The organism is Psychrobacter muriicola 2pS (assembly GCF_904846535.1).
GTDB lineage: Bacteria > Pseudomonadota > Gammaproteobacteria > Pseudomonadales > Moraxellaceae > Psychrobacter > Psychrobacter aquimaris.
On sequence record NZ_CAJHBC010000003.1, the window covers coordinates 485428 to 505618 of the forward strand.

Genomic DNA, 20191 nt, shown 5'->3' on the forward strand with positions numbered 1-20191 from the left:
AATCTCCTACGAACAGCTGACTAGTGGCTGCTGATAATATTTAAGTTTGGTGGTAAATGTAGGTTCCAGCGCTGGGTCAATACCCTCCGTAATGCTGACATCGCATGCACCAATATTGAGCGCCAGTGGCGTATCAAAACTGAGACTAGCAAGTGGAATAAGTAACTGCGAGCGCTTTTTGGTATATCTCAGCCCCACTTTAATGGCGATAAAGCGTGCATCTTGTGGAATATTCACTGTCAGACTGCTCTCGCGATTTGGAATAATACTGACTTCTTTGGCAGCCAGCGCTTCAATATCCGTAAACTGACCCTCTTCTTCCAAAAATGCAATATAGGCGGTACTTGCTGTACCTATTTTGGTACGCCCTGCATTGGCATTAGCGGTGGGGTTGATACTCAGGGTTATCTGCTGGCGCTTCAGTTTTTCTTGCAATGCTTGCTGCTCAGCACTCATGGTCGCAAGCTGCTGCTGTTGCTGTTCTAACTGCGCTTTTAAGCTTTGCAAATCAGCACTATTTTTGCCATTATCAAAGATACGACTCATGGCATCCCCAGTAGGAGACTCGCCTGCCATCGCCGACACCTTGTCATTTGACTTACTCAACTTATCAGTGCTGCATCCGGCGAGCACACCACTTAGCAAGCAACCAGTGGCGATTAATGCCATCGGCAATGTCATACATTTACTCATATTTTCAATTTACCTTATAACCTTATTGTTATCATTGTTTGGTCAAAATCTCTGCCATTTCTGGGCGACCGAGCACGCCTTTTTTACGCAGCTCGACATGCCCAAGATCCATCATGCGCCAATCACCACCCCACACAAGTCCGGCAGATTTGGCTACTTTACCATATAATTTATAGCCTCGCATCGCCCAAGGGTCCTTTTCACTTATGACAATCTTGCCATTTCTGATAAAGGCGCTATCTCCTGCTAAACCAAACTGATGATAGCTCTTGTATGAGCCTGCCTTCGTTACATGAGTGCCTTTTTTCAATAGCCTTGCTTGCCTTGCAGGGCTACGATAGCCTTCTAATAGAACCATGTCATAGCCGTATTGGTCACTCATTACTTTATACACAGTCAACAGCCGTTGAACAAAGTCCGAGTTCATTTTTTGCCAATTACGGTCAGCATTTTTGATATTGATATGACCATTATTTAGGTGTGAGGCCAACATGTCACCTGAGTAGCCAGTGCTATGATCTTGCGTGTTTAATTCAGACAAGTCAGGCTCAAGGAGCATTAGCGGCCTATCAATCTGGGACACATTCGTCTGATTATCTGGCCAATATCCTTCCTCTGTCTTGTCAGCTTGATAGCTTGCAATCTCGGCTTCTAGTTCAGCAAACAGCTCCTCTGGCGGCGGCGGCGGCGGACGCAGACGCTCTCCTATTAGTAGTTGACTAATTTGCGAATTTGTCGTGCTAGCCATTGTATCTTTGGCATGATAAACCTCCAGAGAATGATTGGTAATCAGGGCATAACACAATCCAACCGTTGCCATGACAATCAATAAAGACAGTGCCGATATTACTGGAATACGAGAAATATCTATATCTGAAATAAAACGAATAAATGGCTTGATACGATAATGAAGTGCCTTCTTTGGTGTCTTTATTGATGGACGCTTGAATTTTAGACTAGGCAATCGATGAAAAAAAATCATTGCCTTATCTAATAGTCGCCCACATAGCTGCCGATCAAAAAGCATGATAATCATAATGATAGAGAGCAATGTAAAGACCGATACAGTCAAGTAAATCATAGGCAAGAGTCAGCGACAGTTGAGACGATAAAAACAAAATAATAATAAACAGGCGTTGATAATTACTATTTCGCCAGTATTATATAGACAAATCATCCCCTTTTAAAATAAAGCTAACTTAATTACACTAATTTTTATTTATTTCTCTCAATTATGTTGTCTACAGACAGCTTTATAATATTGTTTCATTATAAAAATTTACTTAATAATGCAGACAAGGCTCACTGGTTATCTATTTTTACAGCACAACAAAACTCTCAAAGCGATTATTTTGATACGAGCTAAATCATAAAAAAAAGACAAATAAAGTCAATCAATATAGCAAAAATAAGCTTATAACTATCATAAAATTCAGATCATGAAGCTTGGATGCATAGTAATAATCACAATAAAAACCCAACAAATAAGGAGTTTAAATAAGTGGGCGCAAAAAAAATACTGTCATACGGCCGATCTATTTTAGTCATGCTTTTGGTGTTGTATCTCATATTGGTCTGGATGTACTTTAAAGACAATGCGCGACAGCTGACTTCATCTGGCTTATTACTGTGGTTTGTTACTATTCCTTTATTGTTTCTTGGCTCTATCATGGCGCTCTTATGGTGGCAAAAAAAACTCGATAAGCAAACAACCGATACGCCAGAGATGCTTGATGGAACAGCAGATAAAACAGAGACTATTAAGTCGCCCGATACCTATCAGCTGTTTGTCTATAGCCGTGTCTGCCTACCAGAAGGTGACCGCTGGTCTGAGGTGGTGGACAATGACGAAGATCTGACCGTATTGAGCGAGAATTTGACAGATATTGATGGTATGCCAATGTTGGTAAAACCGATCGCAAGACTCACTGATGCCGCCGCCCTACCATATCCTAATATCTCTACTAATGCCTATTTAGCAGATTCAGAGTTTGACGGCGGCTATTCAGACAGTGATTTAGACAGCCATCTTAATGAGGAGAGATTTACCGAACGTAAAGCAGCGTTAAATGAGACTACTTTACGGTTACAGGCATTAATTTATGAGCAGCTAGGCTTGAGCGAAGAAATACTGTCTAACCTCGCCGAACACTTTCACCAACATCATCAAAAAAATACAACCCAGTCCAATGCAGCCATTGATATTCATCCTGCATGGCAGCAACATTATTTGGTGAGTGCCAACGAAGCAAGTAATGCAAATAACAGCAGTAAAGAGAACAGTGATGACACAATGACAGCAGCCTCTGCTGGTCATTTAGCCAATCTGCCTATCTATTTATGCTTACCTGCCAGCGCCGATACAGCATTTTTGATAGCGACCATAAAAGAACAGTTAGCAACTTACGGTATTCCCGATACACGGCTTGCTGTTACGACAATCATGACTGACGGCACTGACGCCGCAAACATCGTAGCAAATAATAGTGCTAACAATACCCTAATTGCCACACCTGCAGATTTCATCAATAAACATCTGCTTCCTTTATCTAAGTCAACTGTGCCTGATCTTTGCTTAATTCTCATTGCAGATTCACAGATAAGTGAAGAATGGTTAGACACTTATTTATATTCTGAGCAAATGACCAATATTATTCCTACTGAGGCGGGTGCGCTGTTGCTATTCTTTAATCAAGCGGCTCAAGAGCTACTCAATATTGACGCCAGCACCAGTATTTTATTAACCGAGATAGGTACAGCTCGTCCCACTGAGCTTGTGAGTGATAAACGTCGCTATTTGAATCATTTAACGGCCATCAAAAACCTACTAATAGATAATACGCTTTCACTGTCTCCGACCAATACGACCGCGCTAAAAGCCACTGATAAACAGACAACAAAGCCCACAAAAAAATCGTCTGATATCAATAACAAAGAAAATAACAGAACTAATGTTCCTATAGAAGACATGAAAATTACCGCTATGTCAGACATTAATCCATTAAAGCAGCCGTATGACTTATCAACGTATATGAGCTTTCTTGAAGCATTTATAGCACAAGGCGCTCTAGTAAACGAACATCATTTAGGGCATTATATGCCATTGAATAATTGGTTGAAGCCATTTATTAGCTTATCGTTATTCATTGACTTAGCCAAAGAAGACCAACAAGAGTCAGACAGGTTATTTTTAATTACTCAACATAAGCATTGCAATATGCTTTGGTTGGCAGACTCTTTTCAAATATCTGAGTAGTAGTTTTAATAATGCTTTGTCGTGGTAAATACTCGTTTTATTATCTTAAGTTCACACTAGGTAGCACGCATGTTTTCAAGGTTTTTTCATCTTATCTATAACCCAAGAGTATTATTAGCACTGGGGATCATAGTCGCTCTAGTCTTACTTTATGATTATGTGACTATTAAAACCTTTGTCATAATCCTTGGCGTCCTAATCACATGTACGGTGCTAGGGACGCTTGCTTATTACCTGTGGAAAAAACGTAAGCTTGCCTCAGATGAGCTGGCAAACTTAGTGGAGGATAATGGCAACGAGAGCCAAGGTAACGATAGCCCTCATGTGGCCAAAGATGAAAATGCCCAAGAAGTGCAAGCGCTACGTCAGCAAATGCAAGATGCCATTAAAACCATTCGCAAGTCTAAGATAGGCGATCAAACAGGCAAAGCGGCGTTATATGAGCTGCCGTGGTATATGGTCATTGGTAATCCTGCAGCAGGCAAAAGCTCTGCAGTGCTACACTCTGGCTTAAAATTTCCATTTATGGAACAAGGGAATAAGCTATCCGTTAAAGGCGTGGGCGGTACACGTAACTGCGATTGGTTTTTTTCGACTGAAGGTATCTTGCTCGACACCGCAGGACGTTACTCCGTTTATGAAGAAGATCGCTCAGAATGGTTGTCGTTTTTAAACCTACTCAAAAAGAATCGACCTAAAGCACCGATCAATGGCATCATCATCGCGGTCAGTATCGCCGAGCTCACCAAAAATGATCCAAACTATGCGTTGGATTTGGCCAAGAATCTGCGCAGCCGTGTGCAAGACTTAACTGAACAGTTAGAAGTTTATGCGCCTGTCTATGTGGTCTTTACTAAAATGGATTTGATTTCAGGCTTCCGTGACTTCTTTAATGACTATGAGCAAGAAGAGCGCAGCCAAGTATGGGGCGCGACCATCCCCTACCCTGAAGACCCAGAAAACATCAATATTACGGACGTATTCGAAGAGCATTTTGGTATCTTGGTCAATGGTCTAAAAGATTTGAGCACCACTAAGCTATCTTTACGTCATCAGCGCACGGTATCTCCCAGTCTAATGACCTTCCCAATGGAATTTCAATCATTACGTCCCATGATACGGACGCTGATGCATGCTTTGTTCGAAGACAACCCCTTTCAATTTAAGCCCATATTGCGTGGATTTTACTTCACCAGCGCCTTGCAAGACGGGCAAGTTAGCAGCCAAATGACGTTGCAAATGGTACAAAATTACGATTTGCACCCGCCAGCTATACCGCTCAATGCGCAGCAAGAAGCTGCAGACAAGCCTTACTTTTTACAAGATCTATTTTCCAAAGTCATTTTAAAAGACAAGCATTTGGTCAAGCAGCATAAAAACCGACACAAGCGCAGTCATCGCGCGCTTGCAACGCTAGCTGCTGTCGTGACTTTGTGTGCAGCTGTCGGTCTGTGGACATGGTCTTATGCCAATAATAAACAGCTCACTGAGCGTGTCGTGGCTGACTTACAGCAAGTCGCAGCGCTACAAAAAAATTCTAATGGTGATCTACAATCCCAGCTTGAGTCGCTCAATATTCTACAAAGTCGAATCGAGCAGCTTGAAGGCTACGAAGACGACAAACCAATTTCTCTAAGATTTGGTCTCTATCAAGGCGATAAGCTTAAGCAAAAACTGTTAGCAGAATATTATAACGGCATCAGCATCATCGTCTTAGCGCCGACCAAACAAAATATCGAAACGTTTTTGACCGAAGTAAATACCAATGCCGATCAATTAGTAGTCCGTACAGAAGACTCAAGCACTGATGACACCTCTGATGCTGCCAATGATACTTATATCCAGTCGGACCCCACAGACGTTGAAGATGCTTATAATGCGCTCAAGGCTTATCTCATGCTTGGCAATCATGACAATTTAGAGGCCAGTCATTTGAGTGATCAGATGACCCGTTTTTGGCGCAATTGGCTCGAAGCCAATCGCGCTGATATGCCACGTGACAAGATGATTCGCCAAGCTGAGCGTATATTGAGTTTTACCTTGACTCATGTCGACGACCCCGCCTTTCCATTGATCCAAAATGACTTAGGGCTGATAGACAAAACCCGCAGCAATTTATCCAAGGTTAGCAAAGGTCAACCTGCTCGTGAGCGTGTTTACTCTGAGATTAAAATGCGCGCATCTGCCCGCTTCCCATCGGTCACGGTTGCGCAGATTACGCAAAACAATGCTAATGAAGCACTGCTTGGTAGTTATGTCATATCAGGCACTTTTACTAAAGAAGCATGGGACGCTTTCGTCAGTGATGAGATTGATAAAGCTGCCACTACGAGAGTGGTCGCCGATGATTGGGTGTTGGCCACCAGCAGCCAAGATGACCTTACCTTGACGGGTAGTCCTGAACAGATACGACAATATCTGGTCAATCGCTATAAGCAAGAATACATCAGCGAATGGAAACGGTTTTTATCTCAAGTGTATGTTCGTGATAGCAAAGGATTCGATGATCATGCGGTCTTATTAAATCAGCTGTCCAATGCCACAGAGTCACCGTTAAAAACCCTGTTTGAGACAGTAGATCGCCAAACTCAATGGGACAATAAAGCGGCCGATCAAGCAGCTGGCAATGGTGGTGAATCTCGTCGCTCATTCGTCAATTGGTTTAAGCAAACCATCCTGCGTCAAAGCCCTGCTGAGCTACGGCAAGCAGAAGCCGCGATGAATAATAGTGGTAGCTCTAGTAACGCCGCGCCTGTAGCACAAGCAAGCTCAGGTGTGATTGCTCAAGAATTTTCCTCTATACATGCGCTAGTAACGCCGAGAGAAGAAAATCAGGATCTGTCATTATTAGACAGCTATTTAGTCAGTTTAGGCGATATCAGAACCCGCTTTAACAATATCGCTCGTAGTGACGACATCGGCCCTGATGCCTTGTTGTTTGCCTCACAAACACTCAGCCCTGAAGGCTCAGAGTTAACCAAATCTCTACAGATATTAGATGAGCAGATCCTGAGTCAAGCCAACTCTGAAATAAAACAACTGGTTCGTCCGTTGTTGAGTGAGCCACTGACTCGTTCATTTAACATGCTGCTGACGCCCACCAAAGCAGAGATTAATAAAGTTTGGAAAGCGCAGGTCTATAAGCCTTTCCTCGATAACTTAGGCAGTAAGTACCCCTTTACGGCCAATGCAAACTTAGAAGCGACGCCTGCAGAGATCGGTCAATTCTTCGGCGAAGATGGCTATGTGTCGCGATTCGTGAACGAAACGTTGTCGCCCTTTATCATTCGCCGCGGCGATCAAATCTCCAGTAAAATCTGGAATGGTGCAGGTCTGGGTCTTAACCCGCAGTTTGTCGCTGATTTTGGGCGTTACTTTACCAATTATACGGGTAGTAATAGCCCAGGTGCTGCTGGTGCGAATAATACTGGTGGCGCTACCAATCAAACCACTTTTCAAATCATGCCATTACCCGTCAGCGGTTTGACTGAATATACAATTGTGGTCGATGGTCAGCAGTTGCGTTATCGCATGGGAACCCAAGCGTGGACAACGTTTGTATGGCCGAACCCAAGTAGCCAACCTGGTGCCAGTATTCGAGCCAAGGACTATGATGGCAAAGATTTTACTGTCTTTGAAGAAGCAGGTAGCTTTGGTGTAGAAAAGCTGATTAATAGTGCACGCCGTACTGAACTGGGCAATGATATCTTTGAGATGGCATGGTCTGGTGACGGCATCACTATCTCTGTACGCTTTAGAATCATCAGCGGCAGTGGTAGTACCACTACCGGTCAAGGTCGCTCTACCAATCCTTTTACCGGCATGAAATTACCAGATGAGATTATTGCCCTTGGTGTCACACGTACAGCAAGGCCAATTTCTGATGATAATGCTGTTGATGGCGATATTCCTAATGCGGGTTCTGGCACCAATCAGCCAGTACCGACTGGCGAGCAAAATATAAGCAATGTCACGCCGCCAGCCCGCGTATCTACTGTAGTCCCTAATACTAATAGTGAAAATAGTCCACCAGTGCAACCGCCTACTGATAATACGACGGCTACTAATGATCGTTCAGTCGTCACTGAACAGCAGGAGCAAACGCCATGATTCCAGACTCCTTGCCTTTAGTATATTTTGGAAAATTGCCTGCTCGCGGGGACTTTGTACGGGCGCGCGCTCATATCTCCGAGACCAATGCCATTGATGAATGGGTCAGCCAAGCGTTAGCTGTTTCGGACACGATATTTAGCGGAATCCCGATAAACAATGTCAGTGACCATAATTTTGCCTTTTTAAATTTCAGTCATATCGACACTAGAGCTAATGAGATTATCACTGGTGTTTTGATCCCTAGTCATGATAGTAGCTATAGAAATTACCCATTGATAGGTTTTGGCGTGCTTCATCTCGATAAACCGAAAAACTGGATGAACTATCTGCCCGTCAAGTCATCAGGCCTTTGGAATGACACGTATGAAGTCTTAAGCATGGCCAAATCCAAAACTGACAATGTCGATCTTATGGAATATCTCAATCATAGCCAACTCACCATCGATAACAATGCCAGTACTTATTACTATGATTTTATCAATACCACTACGTTGCATGATATAGCGATCTTAATGAACATCGATAAAGCGCAACTGATACAGCAAATCATTGCCACTGGCCTGTTATTTTTACCTACCTTTACTAAGGGTTTCCATGGCTTAAATAAAGCCATCTGCTGGTCACTCACCTCTGATAGAGAAAGCTCGATACACATGGCCACTTTTTGGCACGATCTCATCAATGGTTTTTATCAGCCACACCAGCTCTACTTGAATACCTACTTATATCGTGTCGCTAATTGCTATCGCCTGCTCATGAGTTTTACTAAACCCGATGGACGTATACTCAAGCAAATATCAGAAAGTGAAAAAACCTATCCTGAAGATTGGGTGGTCATCGCTCATAGCGACTGGACTCAAGGCTATATCGATGAAGACATTGGGTTGACCCGTTTCAATAAAGTATTGTTACAAGACAATTTATACCTGTATGATACTAGGCAATTGTTTAAAAAAACCTTTTTAGCACAATAGTGGCTCACAATAACTGCTGATTTATAACAGCTGATAATAGCCGCCATTCACCATAACACTGCAATTAGTCACTGCTCAATAATAGACAGATTAAAAAGGTACTTGAATGAAAGTCCTCTCCAGAATGACAAAACCCAAGCTAACAAACCACACGAAAAACCTGCTATTAGCCGCGGCTATTACTCTTCCTATGAGCGCCGTTGTATTTGCAGAACATAACGACGCTCATGTGACAAATAACTCACAAAATGTGCCAGTGGTCATCAAAGGTGTGGTCGCTACCAGTTCAGACAAACAGCAATTGCTCGACAAGCTAAAAGCACAGTATCCTGATAAACCTGTCAGAGATGAAATCGAAGTACGTTCGAATATCAGTATACCGACCAACTGGCAACAGATAGCCACGACTATCATTGATAGCGACATCTCTAACATTCGTCAAGGGCGTATTGACATTCATGGTACGACCATTAGCTTACATGGCAAGGTAAGCAGCCTTGAACAAAAGCAAGCTATTCAAAACCGTATTCACTCGCGCCTAACTGATCTCTATCAATTAGAAAATCAGCTGGTCGTGGTAGAAGGTGAACAACGCCTCATAGATGAGACTTTAGGCAACCGTATTGTCGAGTTCGAGTCTGGTAGCACCAATCTAACGCCTATGGGCCTTGGTATCTTAGACGATATGGCAGGGGTGTTACAGCGAGTAGGTGATAAGCCTGTTCTTATCACAGGTCATACCGACAATATCGGCAATTCTACTGCCAATCTTGCCCTATCAAATAAGCGTGCAGAAGCGGTCAAACAATACCTGATCGGTCGAAATATCAATGCGGCTCGCCTCAGTACCACTGGTAAAGGAGACTCAGATCCTATTGCTAGTAACGATAACGAAGAAGGCCGCACTCGCAACCGCCGTATCGAATTTACCCTTAATGAATAGCATCACTATATATAACGTATGACGATAATGGCAACTAAGCAATGACGGTGAAGTGCTTAGTTGTAGTGACAATGCTAAACAATACGCTGTCATTGCTACTAGAGATAACAATGCTAAAAGAGAGCCACTGCTAAAAAAATAGGGACATGATTATGCTACGCTTGACCAATACCGTGCTGCCTATGCATCCTGATCGGCTCTATGCCAGTGAAGGCAGCACTCAAGCGCCCTATCCGAGCGCTCGCCAAGACATCAATGCTCATCGTGCATGGCAAGATAAGCTCATGCATAGCTCTGATGAAGCCGATATCATTGCTCAACTAAATCCTAATGGTAATCACCAACACCAGCAGCACGGTATCGATACCTATGTGCTACACGTTTATATCCATGAGCGGCATCACCCTCCCTTTACGCCATTAACCCACCTCATCGGTAGCCCTCTGACGTTGAGCTTTGATATTCCAAGTGGCCTAAGCTTTCGTCATCTGTATATAACGGCTGTGCATCAGCTAGATCATGATGGCAGCTACGGCTATTATCGCCTGCTTGCACAGCCCATCACTTATCGTCTGCATCAGCATATACGCGGTCATATTGATACTGATTTGACCGTACAAGCTATGGTAGCTGAGCGCATGGCTACGCTGGATATAGAAATCATCGATGACAGTAACAATGGTGAAGATGCTAACTGGACACCAGCACGCATGACCCAGTGGCAAATAAGCGACTGGACACATATTTGCGAGCGCCTCTCACGTCAAGGACTGACAGCATATCTGCGCCATGAGCAAACGGATGAGCACAGTCCACCAAAGCTCATTATTACCACCGCAGATCCAAGTGATAGCGATGGAATCAGCTTACATATTGGCGCGCTGCGTTACCAGCAAGTGTTACACGACCGTGTGCAGGCACCAGTATTAGCACTGAGTGAGCAGGTCATCACCCAACCAAACTCAGTAACGATGCAGCGTTTTAATAGCAGCAGTGTTTCACACCCAACACAGTCCGCTGACGTTGTGATGAGCAATAACCCTGATGAAATAAGCCATTCGAATAACCACACACTCACGTTAGATACTCCAGCCGCTTTTGCGCCAGTAACAGATACTGAAACCATTGATGAAGCGATTATCGTGGCAAACAGTCATCAAAATCGATATAGCATCTATCATGCGCTAGCCCATGCTACGGATTTGAGTGTTGCTGATACTTTTATGCTTGTCGATCACAGTGCGCTCAATCAACACTACCGTGCTACCCATATCGTTCATTTGGCACGCAATAGTCTAGCGCATGTCACAGGGCTGACCCAAAGCTCACGCCATCATCAGCGTCATGCGTCAACATTAGCAGCTGGCATTCATTTAACTCAGCTGCGCCTCATTACCGCTGATACCCCATGGGTCGGTCATCTATATAGCAGACATGCCCTACCGCCGATGACGGGTATCACTGAAATGCAAAATGAGATGGATAGCCGTAACCATATGACGCCCACACGCAGCTACTTACTGGATAGTCCAGCTCAGCCTATCAACCGATTGGAGGCGCAAGCTGGCGCTAACTATGGCACACACTTCACCCATAGAGCGGACGACCAAACCCTGATGCAGTCTATCGGCGATAGCGAGCATCTGATTAATACGGGTAGTCTATTGTCCTCTACCCGCCCTAGCCTCTTTACCACGGACAACGAACAAGCGATTGAGAGCGGCTATCGCAACACGGGCAACGGTTTATCAGAATGGATCACCGACCATCGGACAGAACAAGCTTACTCTCAGCTAAAAGTAGACAGTGCTGGGATATCCGCCAGTCTAAAAATGGGGGTTATCAATCCAGCAAAAGATGGCGCCAAACGTCAAGGCATCAATGCGGCTACCAATGCCCAAATCAATATAAAATCCGGTGAAGCACTCGTCCTATCTACTCAAGCTCAAACCCACGCGCAAGCAGGACAGCACAACTATCAACAGCATACCCCGACTCTCACCCAAACGTCATTGGGTGGTCAGCACTTAGCGGAACGCTTAACGCAACTGGCAACTGGGTTAGGACGGAACGTAAACGACCATCAAGCCATTAAATCACAACTTGAGTCCATCGCACAGGAACAGCAAACCAAAACTCATCAAACAACGCCTTACACGCTGATCGATAGCGCAGCGGACAGCAGCTACGTCAGTGACGAGACGCTCATTCATCGGTCAATGGGTGAAATGATTACTACTACTCAAGCGAACATGATGATAAGTAGTGGCGATAGTCATAGCCAAGTCAGTAGCGAGTCACTCAATATAGTAGCCGATGGTCAGTTTAGTATGACCAATGCCAAAGAGAATATCATCCTCTCCGCTCATACAGGGAAACTAGAAGCCACTGCAAAGCAAGATGTGAATATCGCCTCCTCGACCAAAGAGGTTGAGATAGTAGCGACGAATAAGATTACGCTGACGGCTGGCGGAGCCAGTATTACACTTGATGGTACTGATATTACGATAACAGCGAATCAGTTTACGGAGAAGGCGGTGAAACATAGTAAGGCTGGGGGTGGAGTGGATGGTCAATTTGTATCAGGCTTACCTTCTAATATCTTGGATGAACCACCAACCTTTATCGAGCTTAACTATCTACACGATGATGAGACTCCAGTAAGCGGTGCGCCTTATAGAGTTGAGTTCGCAGATGGCTCTGTCAGAGAAGGCGTTTTAGATGAAAATGGCTTTGCTCGCTTAGAAGGTGTGCCTAAGGGTCAAGCTCATGTTTATTATGGTGAAGACCCTGCTGACTTCAAGCCTGATATAGATATGGAGGATGATATATGAGTAGTAATGGCTTTGGCGGCGGCGCACTAGGGATTAGTAACATAGGGAAGGATTACACTCCTCAAAAATATAAGAAAGCCAAACAAGAAAAGCCCACAGGCTGGTTTGATGAATTAAAAAAAGAAGCTGGTTCGTTTCTAGCAGGTGAAAACACCTCGTCTTGGGCACTATTTGCTGAAATTGTGATCGGTGCAGTTCCTATTGCAGGACAGCTTATTGATGCTAGAGACATTATTAAATCCGTCATGAGCCTTAAAGATAAACCCTCCGATATTACATTATGGTTCTTACTCATAGCAGCATTAATAGGGCTGATACCAGTCTTTGGTGATGCAGTTAAAAGTGCTATTAAAGCTATCAAGATTGGCGGTAAAAACCCTGCTGATCTATTTGCCTTTATCAGAAAATTTGGTAAAGGTAATGCAGAGCAAGCGCTAAAGAAAGCGTTAGATGTCAGTAAACTAAAAGGCTTACTTAACAGTATCTTGACCCCTAAGTTTCTCAATAGTTTAAGTAAGTCTAATAAGCAAAAGTTAATTCAAATTCAAAAAGACTTTGATCGTTTCGCTCAGCAAATTATTAATGAGATAAATGGCTGGTCGAAAATGACACCGGCTACAGCGAGTGTTAATCATGCAGGCGTTGGTAAAGCTGCTGGCACAAAACCCAGAACAGCCTTAGCTTCAACCAACAGGAACGCTTCTGGTGAAACGGTTAATCATAATAGTAGTATCACGTCGAGACCTGCTAGAAAAGGAGTTATGAAACAGCATAAGCCGAAGTGCTTTAAGCCAGGGGATAGCTTAAAAAAGAAAATAAATAAAAGTCCTAAGGATAAAGCAAATATAGAAAAAGAATATTATCGTCAATTAAAAGACCAAGAAGCTGGACTGAACAACCTTACTGTCGATGAGTATTTGACAGGTCGTGATGCCTTTAAAACGCATGGCAGACCGAAAAGTAATGGGGCGCAGGCAGATGCTAGAAGAGAATATGAAAATAATATTCAAAAATCATTGGAAAAAAGCTATCAAAGGCAGGGTAAGTCATTAGCAGAGTCTGAAAAATTAGCTAAATCCCGTACCAAAGTGATTGTATCCGATTTGCATGCTCTACATGACCCTGACATGGTAGCAGGTGGGCAAGATAAAATTAATCGACTAGGTCGTGGCGATGTCAATTCCTCCATTGGTTCGCAGTGGAAACATAGAGTGGCAGAGATGGACAAAGCGGCTAAAGAAGCACAAAAAGCCCAAGGCGGGCAAACCAAAATGAAGGTAGAATTAAACCGTTGTAAATAATTAAAATAGGAAGTTGTAATGAGTGAATATGTAATAGATGAAGGATTTGATTATTTTTTAGAAAAATTCGGTCAACCTGATTGGCAACAACCGGTTGATCAAGCTACCTTAGATTATTATCGTGGTAAATTGCCTAATAGACTTCTTTTCTATTGGCAGCATTTTGGTTTTTGTCGCTTTAAACAAGGGCTGTTTTGGATGGTTAATCCTGCTGATTATGAAGATGAATTAGCTATCTGGCTAGATGAAGAAATCACGCGGAAAGATAACTATTATGTGATCGCTCGTAGTGGCTTTGGCAAGCTCTACGTTTGGGGAGAAAAAACAGGTCATGCCTATACAATCACTCCGACTCGTGGTTGGGTATATCAAGAAGAAGGAGACAAAAAAGATATTGCAGAAGGGTACGCAGATAAAAAGTTAGAGCTATTTTTTGGTTTTAGTAAGCTAGATCATACAGATATATATGACAACAACGACAAACCACTATTCAAACGCTGTATCAAGAAGTTTGGCGCTCTTGAATACGATGAAATGTTTGGCTTTGTCCCTGCCCTTGCTATTAGTGACAATGCTTCTATCAAAAATATAGATAAGATGAATATCTTTGTACATCTCAATCTTTTACCCGACTTGATTGAAATCCAATACATAGACTTTAAGAAGTTGGGACAAATGGCATTTGGCGTTGAAGATACTTCAACTTTGCCTGATTTAGATAATTTGAAATGATTCATAATGACATAAGCCACCTTCGGGTGGTTTTTTAAATTTAGTCCTTTCCACTCAGCCGCAAACTCACGCGCAAGCAGGACAGCATAACTATCAACACCACACTCCGATTCTCACCCAAACTGGTCTTGGTGGTCAGCAGCTAGCTGAGCGTTTAACACAACTAGCAACAGGGTTAGGACGTCAGGTTAATGACCATAAGGCGATTAAGACTCAGTTAGAGAGTATCGCCAAGGAACAAGACCCTAAAATTCATCAGCAAACACCTTACACGCTAATCGATAGCGCAGCGGATAGCAGTTACGTCAGTGCAGACACGCTCATTCAGCGGTCAATGGGTGAGATGATCAGTACGACTCAAGCAGACATGATAATAAGTAGTGGTGATAGTCACAGCCAAGTCAGTAGTGAGTCTCTAAATATCATAGCGGATGGTCAGTTGAGTATGACTAATGCGAAAGAGAACATTACCCTCTCCGCTCATACAGGCAAGCTTGAAGCGACGGCAAAGCAAGATGTTAACATCGCCTCTTCAACTAAAGAAGTTGAGATAGTAGCTGCCAATAAAATTACGCTGACGGCGGGCGGAGCCAGTATTACGCTTGATGGTTCTGATATTACCATTGCAGCGCAGCAGTTTACGGAGAAAGGTAGTAAGCATAGTAAGGCTGGTGGTGGAAATGATGGGCTTGGGTTGGCGGGGTTGCCTAGCTTAGCGGTTGGTGCAATGTACAAAGCAAAATTTAAATTCGCTGACGATGATGAAATTGCTTATGCCAATACTCCTTATATTGCAATTAATGAGGATACGAAAGAGACCTTTGAAGGTATAACTGATGCTGAGGGAAGTACGGAGAATTTCTATAGTTCTGACTCCAATAAGATTAAAGTGCATCTAAGAAATGAAGACCCTTGGGGATCTATTTAACTTTATAAAGTTAAATTTAAGTTTACTGATGATGATGGTAACCCTTATAGTCATGTTCATTATCGTGCAGTATCTGAAGTAAAGGAACTGCTCTATTTTGGTATTACTAATTCTGAAGGCGAGACTGAAGATTTAGTATCAACGATAGAAGAAAACTTTAATGTTCATCTTTATCTATCAACGATTGGAGATTAGTAGTTATGCAGATTATGCGTAAAGAGTCGAGTGGCAAAACAACTGCTGACGGCAATAATATAGATGTAAAAATAACCAGAAGAAACTCAAACTTAAAGGTTTGTCCTATTATTAATAATTTAGTGTTTAGTGACATAAGTTTGAGGTGGCTTGAAAGTATAGACTCACGTATAGAATCAGCTAGCTGGTTAAGTAAAATTTTACCTGCCGCATTTGCAGGACTCTTATTTACAAAAAGACCTGCTGGCGGGAGGACATCATCTGGAATACCAATTAACTCAATTTGGGGTATATCGGCAAAAGCAGAGTTAGAAGCAGCCATAAAACCTGCTCCTCGAAAAATAGACGGAGCTAACTGGGTATTATTTGCAGAAGCAATGGGTAGTGTTGATCAAATAAAAAGGAACATGGTTGAAAAGGATGCTTATCGGGCTATTTTAGAATTAGAATCTGATGGCTATTCTAAACACAATAATGAAATAAAATTCTTTAAAGCTATTGCTGAAGGATGTATGCCATGAAATATATTAAATTATCATTAATATGGAGTATGACATTGTTATGCATCTCGTGTTCACAGTTCATAGGTGCTAGTGAACATTCTTTAGCTCTAGATAGAGCAGTTCAAACTATGAATGATGCAGTAGATTTGTGTGAAGAAGATAAAAACTCTATTAAAGATCCTGAACTAGATGATTTAAAAGCTATGAGCAAATTTTCTGAAAATACTATCAATGCTTATATAATATATCGTAGTAATATAAATGACCAAATTTGTCTGATACAAAATGGTGCTACACCCAGAGAATACATTTTGGCTGTAGCTTTAGATAGTAATATAGATTATTTTACTCGCAGGGAAGCCGAACACTTATTTAAAACTCTAATGCCTTATGACTTTATAGGTAATGTTAATTATATTAACAACATACCTGAAGAAGAAAGAAATAAACTTCATCAAATAGACTACTTAAACAGTAGTTTTGATTTGTTGGTTACAACAAGGGCATTGCGAGCATATAAAGAGAATATTTCAAAGTAATTTTGTTATTCAAAGTTTTAACTTCTGCAAGCTATTCAAAGTTGTATCTCAATTTCAGTATAAAAGATCATTACAAAAAATTATTATTTCAAGCTATTGAAGATGGATGTATACCATGAAAAAAACTATATTCTTTTCATTAATATTAATTATATTTTCAGTACCAGCTTGTGCTAAAACAGAGACACAATTAGAAGATAAAATTACTCTAGAATCAGCAATAGAACAGTACGAGAACACCTCTAGAAATCTTATTGAAATAACTGCTACACAACTATATTCTGACAATCCTGAATCTAAGCTTTTCAAACAGTGGAACTTAAACCTATGAGTGGCGATTTCCAGAATTATACCTTTCCAATTATCGCGATTTTTTTGTCAACTTTATTAGTATCAGTTTCGTGCTCTATTCATAGTTATGTTTCGGATCAAAAATACCAAGTAGATGATCATCTGCATATAACATCAATCAAAGAAGATCAAAGTCTAAAATTATTTATTGAAAATAGTAGTGGTAGTAAAATTAGTTTTGATACGATTGAAGTACCAAACGATATACCAAAATTAGAATTTGCATTCTCTCACAGTATAAAAGGAAAGCAATATATATTAGTAGGTATATCTTATAATGAGGATTATAGAGATGAAGATCACCCCTATATTAATTATTCAAAGTATTACTCAACCCTTGCTTATAAATGTGACTCTAAATACCAATGTGATTTCGATGAAAAAATAAGCCATTTTTTTGGTTCCGGAGGTGATTTATTAAACAATAATACTAATGAGAAGCTGAACACATATCTCTATAAAACTGAAGGAGATGTCAAAAAATCATTAAAGTCGGGTCTCTTTAATGATTGGTTGAATAATACTCTAACTAATGGTCATGTTATAAAGAAAACTATATTAAATGACATTCCGAGCTATACAGATACAGCTATTTATTTGATAACAGGCGTTAATTTTATTGTTACTGAGGTTTCATCAGGCTGGTTGAAAATAAACTGTATTAAAAACAACCAGAAGATAGATGGTTGGATAAAATGCCAAGATACAAATTTATGTTCCTAAGTTTAAATGATGAATACAACGCTTAACACAACTTGAGACTATCGCCGAGGAACAAACCCACGCGCAAGCAGGACAGCACAACTATCAACAGCATACCCCGACTCTCACCCAAACGTCATTGGGTGGTCAGCACTTAGCGGAACGCTTAACGCAACTGGCAACAGGACTTGGTATACAGGTCAATGACCACAAAGCAATTAAGACCCAGTTAGAAAATATCGCAGAGGAACAGCAAACCAAAACCCATCAAACAACGCCTTACACGCTGATCGATAGCGCAGCGGACAGCAGCTACGTCAGTGACGATACGCTTATTCACAGAAGTATGGGTGAGATGATTACGACCACTCAGCAAAATATGATGATCAGTAGTGGTGACAGTCACCAACAAATCAGTAGTGAATCCCTAAACCTCATAGCAGATGGTCAATTTAGTATGACCAATGCAAAAGACAACATCACCCTCTCAGCGCATACAGGCAAACTGGAAGCAACGGCTAAGCAGAATGTCAACATTGCTTCCTCGACCAAAGCCGTTGAAATAGTAGCTACCAATAAAATTACGCTGACGGCTGGTGGTGCTAGTATTACGCTTGATGGTGCTGATATCACGATAGTGGCAAAGCAGTTTACGGAGAAAGCTGGTAAGCATAGTCGTGATAGCGGCGGGATGGATGGGCAGGGATTGGCGGGGATTGGCGGGGTTGCCTAAGAAAACGATTGCTTTAAAAGAATCAATACTTAGGAAACCCGATTGGATTGCATTTGAAGAAAATAATTTAGATATTGCTGGTATGAAGTGTAGCTTGACACTTAATACTGGTGAGGTTATTGATTCTAAATTTAATGAAAACAGTTATGTCGAATTTAAAGATATTTATGAAGAAGATGTTGAAAAATTTGAAATTTTTTATGAAGAAATTAATGAACTTAAATCTAGTTTAGTAGATGAACTATTAAACTTATTATCTGAATAATGAGCTTAAGGACAATTTCTAATGAGTAGTAGTTATACAGGTTTCAGTGATTATGGAAATTTGGGCACTTATAAAGATAAAGCCTATCTACAGAAACAAGCAGAAATTAATAATATTAATTTTGTTGATGGGACAGAAGTACTTGACCATTCCATCAAAGCATTTGAAAGTTCAGCTTCTAGGTTCGCTAAAGATTTCATAAAAGATGAAAATACTAGAATTAACTATACTAAAAAAAATAAAAGAAATTTCCAATGAAACTTTAAAGGCAGTAGATAGTGGAAAGATTACTTTTGTAGAAATTTTAAAATACAGTAGTGAAATGCGCAACATAATTATGGAAGAAACAAGGAGTATAACATCAGCACAAAGTCAGGCTGGGGTAATTAAAATAAAAAAAGTCGGAGTTAGTACAGAAGATTTACTAGATAAGTATTCAGAAAAAATTTATTCAACTAAGCTCAGCAGAAAAACAAAAAGTACAATATCATATTATAGAAGCTTCTGGTAGGAATCGTAAAAGCGTCACAGTAAAAGTAAAACGTTTAAAGATATTAGGTAAGGTTCTTTGGGTAGTTACCGCCGCCTTAGCAATCTATTACATTGCTACCGCAGAAAATAAAGTTAAGGAGACATTTGTTCAAGGTAGCACTATCGGTGGTGGTCTAGCTGGAGGTGCACTTGCAGGAATGGGAGCATCAATGATCTGTGGGCCTGGGGCACCTATATGCTTCGTTGCCGTGATACTAGTTGGTAGTGTGATAGGAGGACTAATAGGTTCGGAAGTAGGTGAAACCTTATATGAAGAGGCAGAGGAGTTTACTACATGGAAAGTATTGTAGAGAAAAGAGAATTATGGTCAGCACTATCTGACTTATTTATTGATAAAGAAATAAATTACGATGCTATTGCAAGAAAAACTCAGTCTTATTCTTTAAATATTATTGAACATTCTTTATTTTACGAAGTTGCTCCTATTTGCTCACCAAATCTATCAAGCTCAATACCAATTGTATGGTCTTTTTTCGAGATTGACACTATTGCACCATTAATTGAACAACATATCTCAAGATATAATAATGAAAAAATATATAAATTAAAATCTGAATTTTTAGTAAAGTATTATAAG

At 41.2% G+C, this 20191-nt stretch carries 18 protein-coding genes; 16 read left to right on the forward strand and 2 right to left on the reverse strand.

Annotated features, from left to right (window positions below; translation table 11 throughout):
- Positions 1-6 precede the first annotated feature (6 nt).
- Together JMX93_RS06775 and JMX93_RS06780 are read right to left on the reverse strand one after the other, a co-directional pair.
- Positions 7-693 carry a hypothetical protein gene (locus JMX93_RS06775; RefSeq protein WP_443214371.1) on the reverse strand — a complete coding sequence of 229 codons (687 nt, stop codon included), beginning with the start codon at positions 691-693 and terminating at the stop codon, positions 7-9.
- 31 nt (positions 694-724) lie between these two features.
- Entirely contained in the window at positions 725-1774 is a 1050-nt protein-coding gene (locus JMX93_RS06780) for a M15 family metallopeptidase (RefSeq protein ID WP_443214370.1), read from the reverse strand.
- A gap of 420 nt (positions 1775-2194) precedes the next feature.
- Between JMX93_RS06780 and JMX93_RS06785 the strand changes: the two genes are divergently transcribed.
- The 16 genes from JMX93_RS06785 to JMX93_RS06860 all read left to right on the forward strand — a co-directional run.
- Entirely contained in the window at positions 2195-3949 is a 1755-nt protein-coding gene (locus tag JMX93_RS06785; protein WP_499204262.1) for a hypothetical protein, read from the forward strand.
- 69 nt (positions 3950-4018) lie between these two features.
- Positions 4019-8059 carry a type VI secretion system membrane subunit TssM gene (tssM, locus tag JMX93_RS06790; RefSeq protein WP_499204263.1) on the forward strand — a complete coding sequence of 1347 codons (4041 nt, stop codon included), beginning with the start codon at positions 4019-4021 and terminating at the stop codon, positions 8057-8059.
- The gene (tagF, locus tag JMX93_RS06795; protein ID WP_499204264.1) at positions 8056-9036 is read left to right on the forward strand and encodes a type VI secretion system-associated protein TagF; all 981 of its coding nucleotides are present in this window, start codon (positions 8056-8058) and stop codon (positions 9034-9036) included. Before tssM ends, tagF begins: the two co-directional genes overlap by 4 nt.
- A 106-nt stretch (positions 9037-9142) precedes the next feature.
- Positions 9143-9979 carry an OmpA family protein gene (locus tag JMX93_RS06800; protein WP_499204265.1) on the forward strand — a complete coding sequence of 279 codons (837 nt, stop codon included), beginning with the start codon at positions 9143-9145 and terminating at the stop codon, positions 9977-9979.
- A gap of 152 nt (positions 9980-10131) precedes the next feature.
- Positions 10132-12813 (forward strand): DUF2345 domain-containing protein, encoded by a 2682-nt coding sequence (locus tag JMX93_RS06805; protein WP_499204266.1) that lies wholly within the window; start codon positions 10132-10134, stop codon positions 12811-12813.
- Positions 12810-14114, forward strand: a complete 1305-nt coding sequence (locus JMX93_RS06810; RefSeq protein ID WP_499204267.1) for a polymorphic toxin type 15 domain-containing protein — start codon at positions 12810-12812, stop codon at positions 14112-14114. Before JMX93_RS06805 ends, JMX93_RS06810 begins: the two co-directional genes overlap by 4 nt.
- A gap of 18 nt (positions 14115-14132) precedes the next feature.
- Positions 14133-14846 (forward strand): GAD-like domain-containing protein, encoded by a 714-nt coding sequence (locus JMX93_RS06815; RefSeq protein ID WP_499204268.1) that lies wholly within the window; start codon positions 14133-14135, stop codon positions 14844-14846.
- A gap of 250 nt (positions 14847-15096) precedes the next feature.
- A complete protein-coding gene (locus JMX93_RS06820; RefSeq protein ID WP_499204291.1) occupies positions 15097-15774 on the forward strand; it encodes a DUF2345 domain-containing protein in 678 nt (225 codons plus the stop codon).
- Positions 15775-15974: 200 nt separating this feature from the next.
- A complete protein-coding gene (locus JMX93_RS06825) occupies positions 15975-16490 on the forward strand; it encodes a hypothetical protein (protein WP_025652068.1) in 516 nt (171 codons plus the stop codon).
- The gene (locus JMX93_RS06830) at positions 16487-17011 is read left to right on the forward strand and encodes a hypothetical protein (protein ID WP_499204269.1); all 525 of its coding nucleotides are present in this window, start codon (positions 16487-16489) and stop codon (positions 17009-17011) included. Before JMX93_RS06825 ends, JMX93_RS06830 begins: the two co-directional genes overlap by 4 nt.
- A 327-nt stretch (positions 17012-17338) precedes the next feature.
- Positions 17339-18085 carry a hypothetical protein gene (locus JMX93_RS06835; RefSeq protein WP_499204270.1) on the forward strand — a complete coding sequence of 249 codons (747 nt, stop codon included), beginning with the start codon at positions 17339-17341 and terminating at the stop codon, positions 18083-18085.
- Between the two features lie 118 nt (positions 18086-18203).
- On the forward strand, positions 18204-18797 hold the full coding sequence (locus tag JMX93_RS06840; protein ID WP_499204271.1) for a DUF2345 domain-containing protein: 594 nt from the start codon (positions 18204-18206) through the stop codon (positions 18795-18797).
- A complete protein-coding gene (locus JMX93_RS06845; RefSeq protein ID WP_499204272.1) occupies positions 18790-19062 on the forward strand; it encodes a hypothetical protein in 273 nt (90 codons plus the stop codon). The genes JMX93_RS06840 and JMX93_RS06845 overlap by 8 nt, the downstream gene beginning before the upstream one ends.
- 21 nt (positions 19063-19083) lie before the next feature.
- Complete coding sequence (locus JMX93_RS06850) at positions 19084-19320, forward strand: hypothetical protein (protein ID WP_499204273.1); 237 nt, start codon at positions 19084-19086, stop codon at positions 19318-19320.
- Complete coding sequence (locus JMX93_RS06855) at positions 19268-19573, forward strand: hypothetical protein (protein ID WP_499204274.1); 306 nt, start codon at positions 19268-19270, stop codon at positions 19571-19573. The genes JMX93_RS06850 and JMX93_RS06855 overlap by 53 nt, the downstream gene beginning before the upstream one ends.
- A 315-nt stretch (positions 19574-19888) precedes the next feature.
- Positions 19889-20191 (forward strand): DUF7079 family protein (locus tag JMX93_RS06860; protein ID WP_499204275.1); only part of this gene is annotated, 303 nt, incomplete at its 3' end.

Bases quoted from the DNA above. Each gene is read 5' to 3' on its own strand.
- JMX93_RS06775 (WP_443214371.1), bottom strand. From the start codon at position 693: ATGAGTAAATGTATGACATTGCCGATGGCATTAATCGCCACTGGTTGC.
- JMX93_RS06780 (WP_443214370.1), bottom strand. From the start codon at position 1,774: ATGATTTACTTGACTGTATCGGTCTTTACATTGCTCTCTATCATTATG.
- tssM (WP_499204263.1), top strand. From the start codon at position 4,019: ATGTTTTCAAGGTTTTTTCATCTTATCTATAACCCAAGAGTATTATTA.
- tagF (WP_499204264.1), top strand. From the start codon at position 8,056: ATGATTCCAGACTCCTTGCCTTTAGTATATTTTGGAAAATTGCCTGCT.
- JMX93_RS06800 (WP_499204265.1), top strand. From the start codon at position 9,143: ATGAAAGTCCTCTCCAGAATGACAAAACCCAAGCTAACAAACCACACG.
- JMX93_RS06805 (WP_499204266.1), top strand. From the start codon at position 10,132: ATGCTACGCTTGACCAATACCGTGCTGCCTATGCATCCTGATCGGCTC.
- JMX93_RS06810 (WP_499204267.1), top strand. From the start codon at position 12,810: ATGAGTAGTAATGGCTTTGGCGGCGGCGCACTAGGGATTAGTAACATA.
- JMX93_RS06815 (WP_499204268.1), top strand. From the start codon at position 14,133: ATGAGTGAATATGTAATAGATGAAGGATTTGATTATTTTTTAGAAAAA.
- JMX93_RS06825 (WP_025652068.1), top strand. From the start codon at position 15,975: ATGCAGATTATGCGTAAAGAGTCGAGTGGCAAAACAACTGCTGACGGC.
- JMX93_RS06830 (WP_499204269.1), top strand. From the start codon at position 16,487: ATGAAATATATTAAATTATCATTAATATGGAGTATGACATTGTTATGC.
- JMX93_RS06835 (WP_499204270.1), top strand. From the start codon at position 17,339: ATGAGTGGCGATTTCCAGAATTATACCTTTCCAATTATCGCGATTTTT.
- JMX93_RS06850 (WP_499204273.1), top strand. From the start codon at position 19,084: ATGAGTAGTAGTTATACAGGTTTCAGTGATTATGGAAATTTGGGCACT.
- JMX93_RS06855 (WP_499204274.1), top strand. From the start codon at position 19,268: ATGAAAATACTAGAATTAACTATACTAAAAAAAATAAAAGAAATTTCC.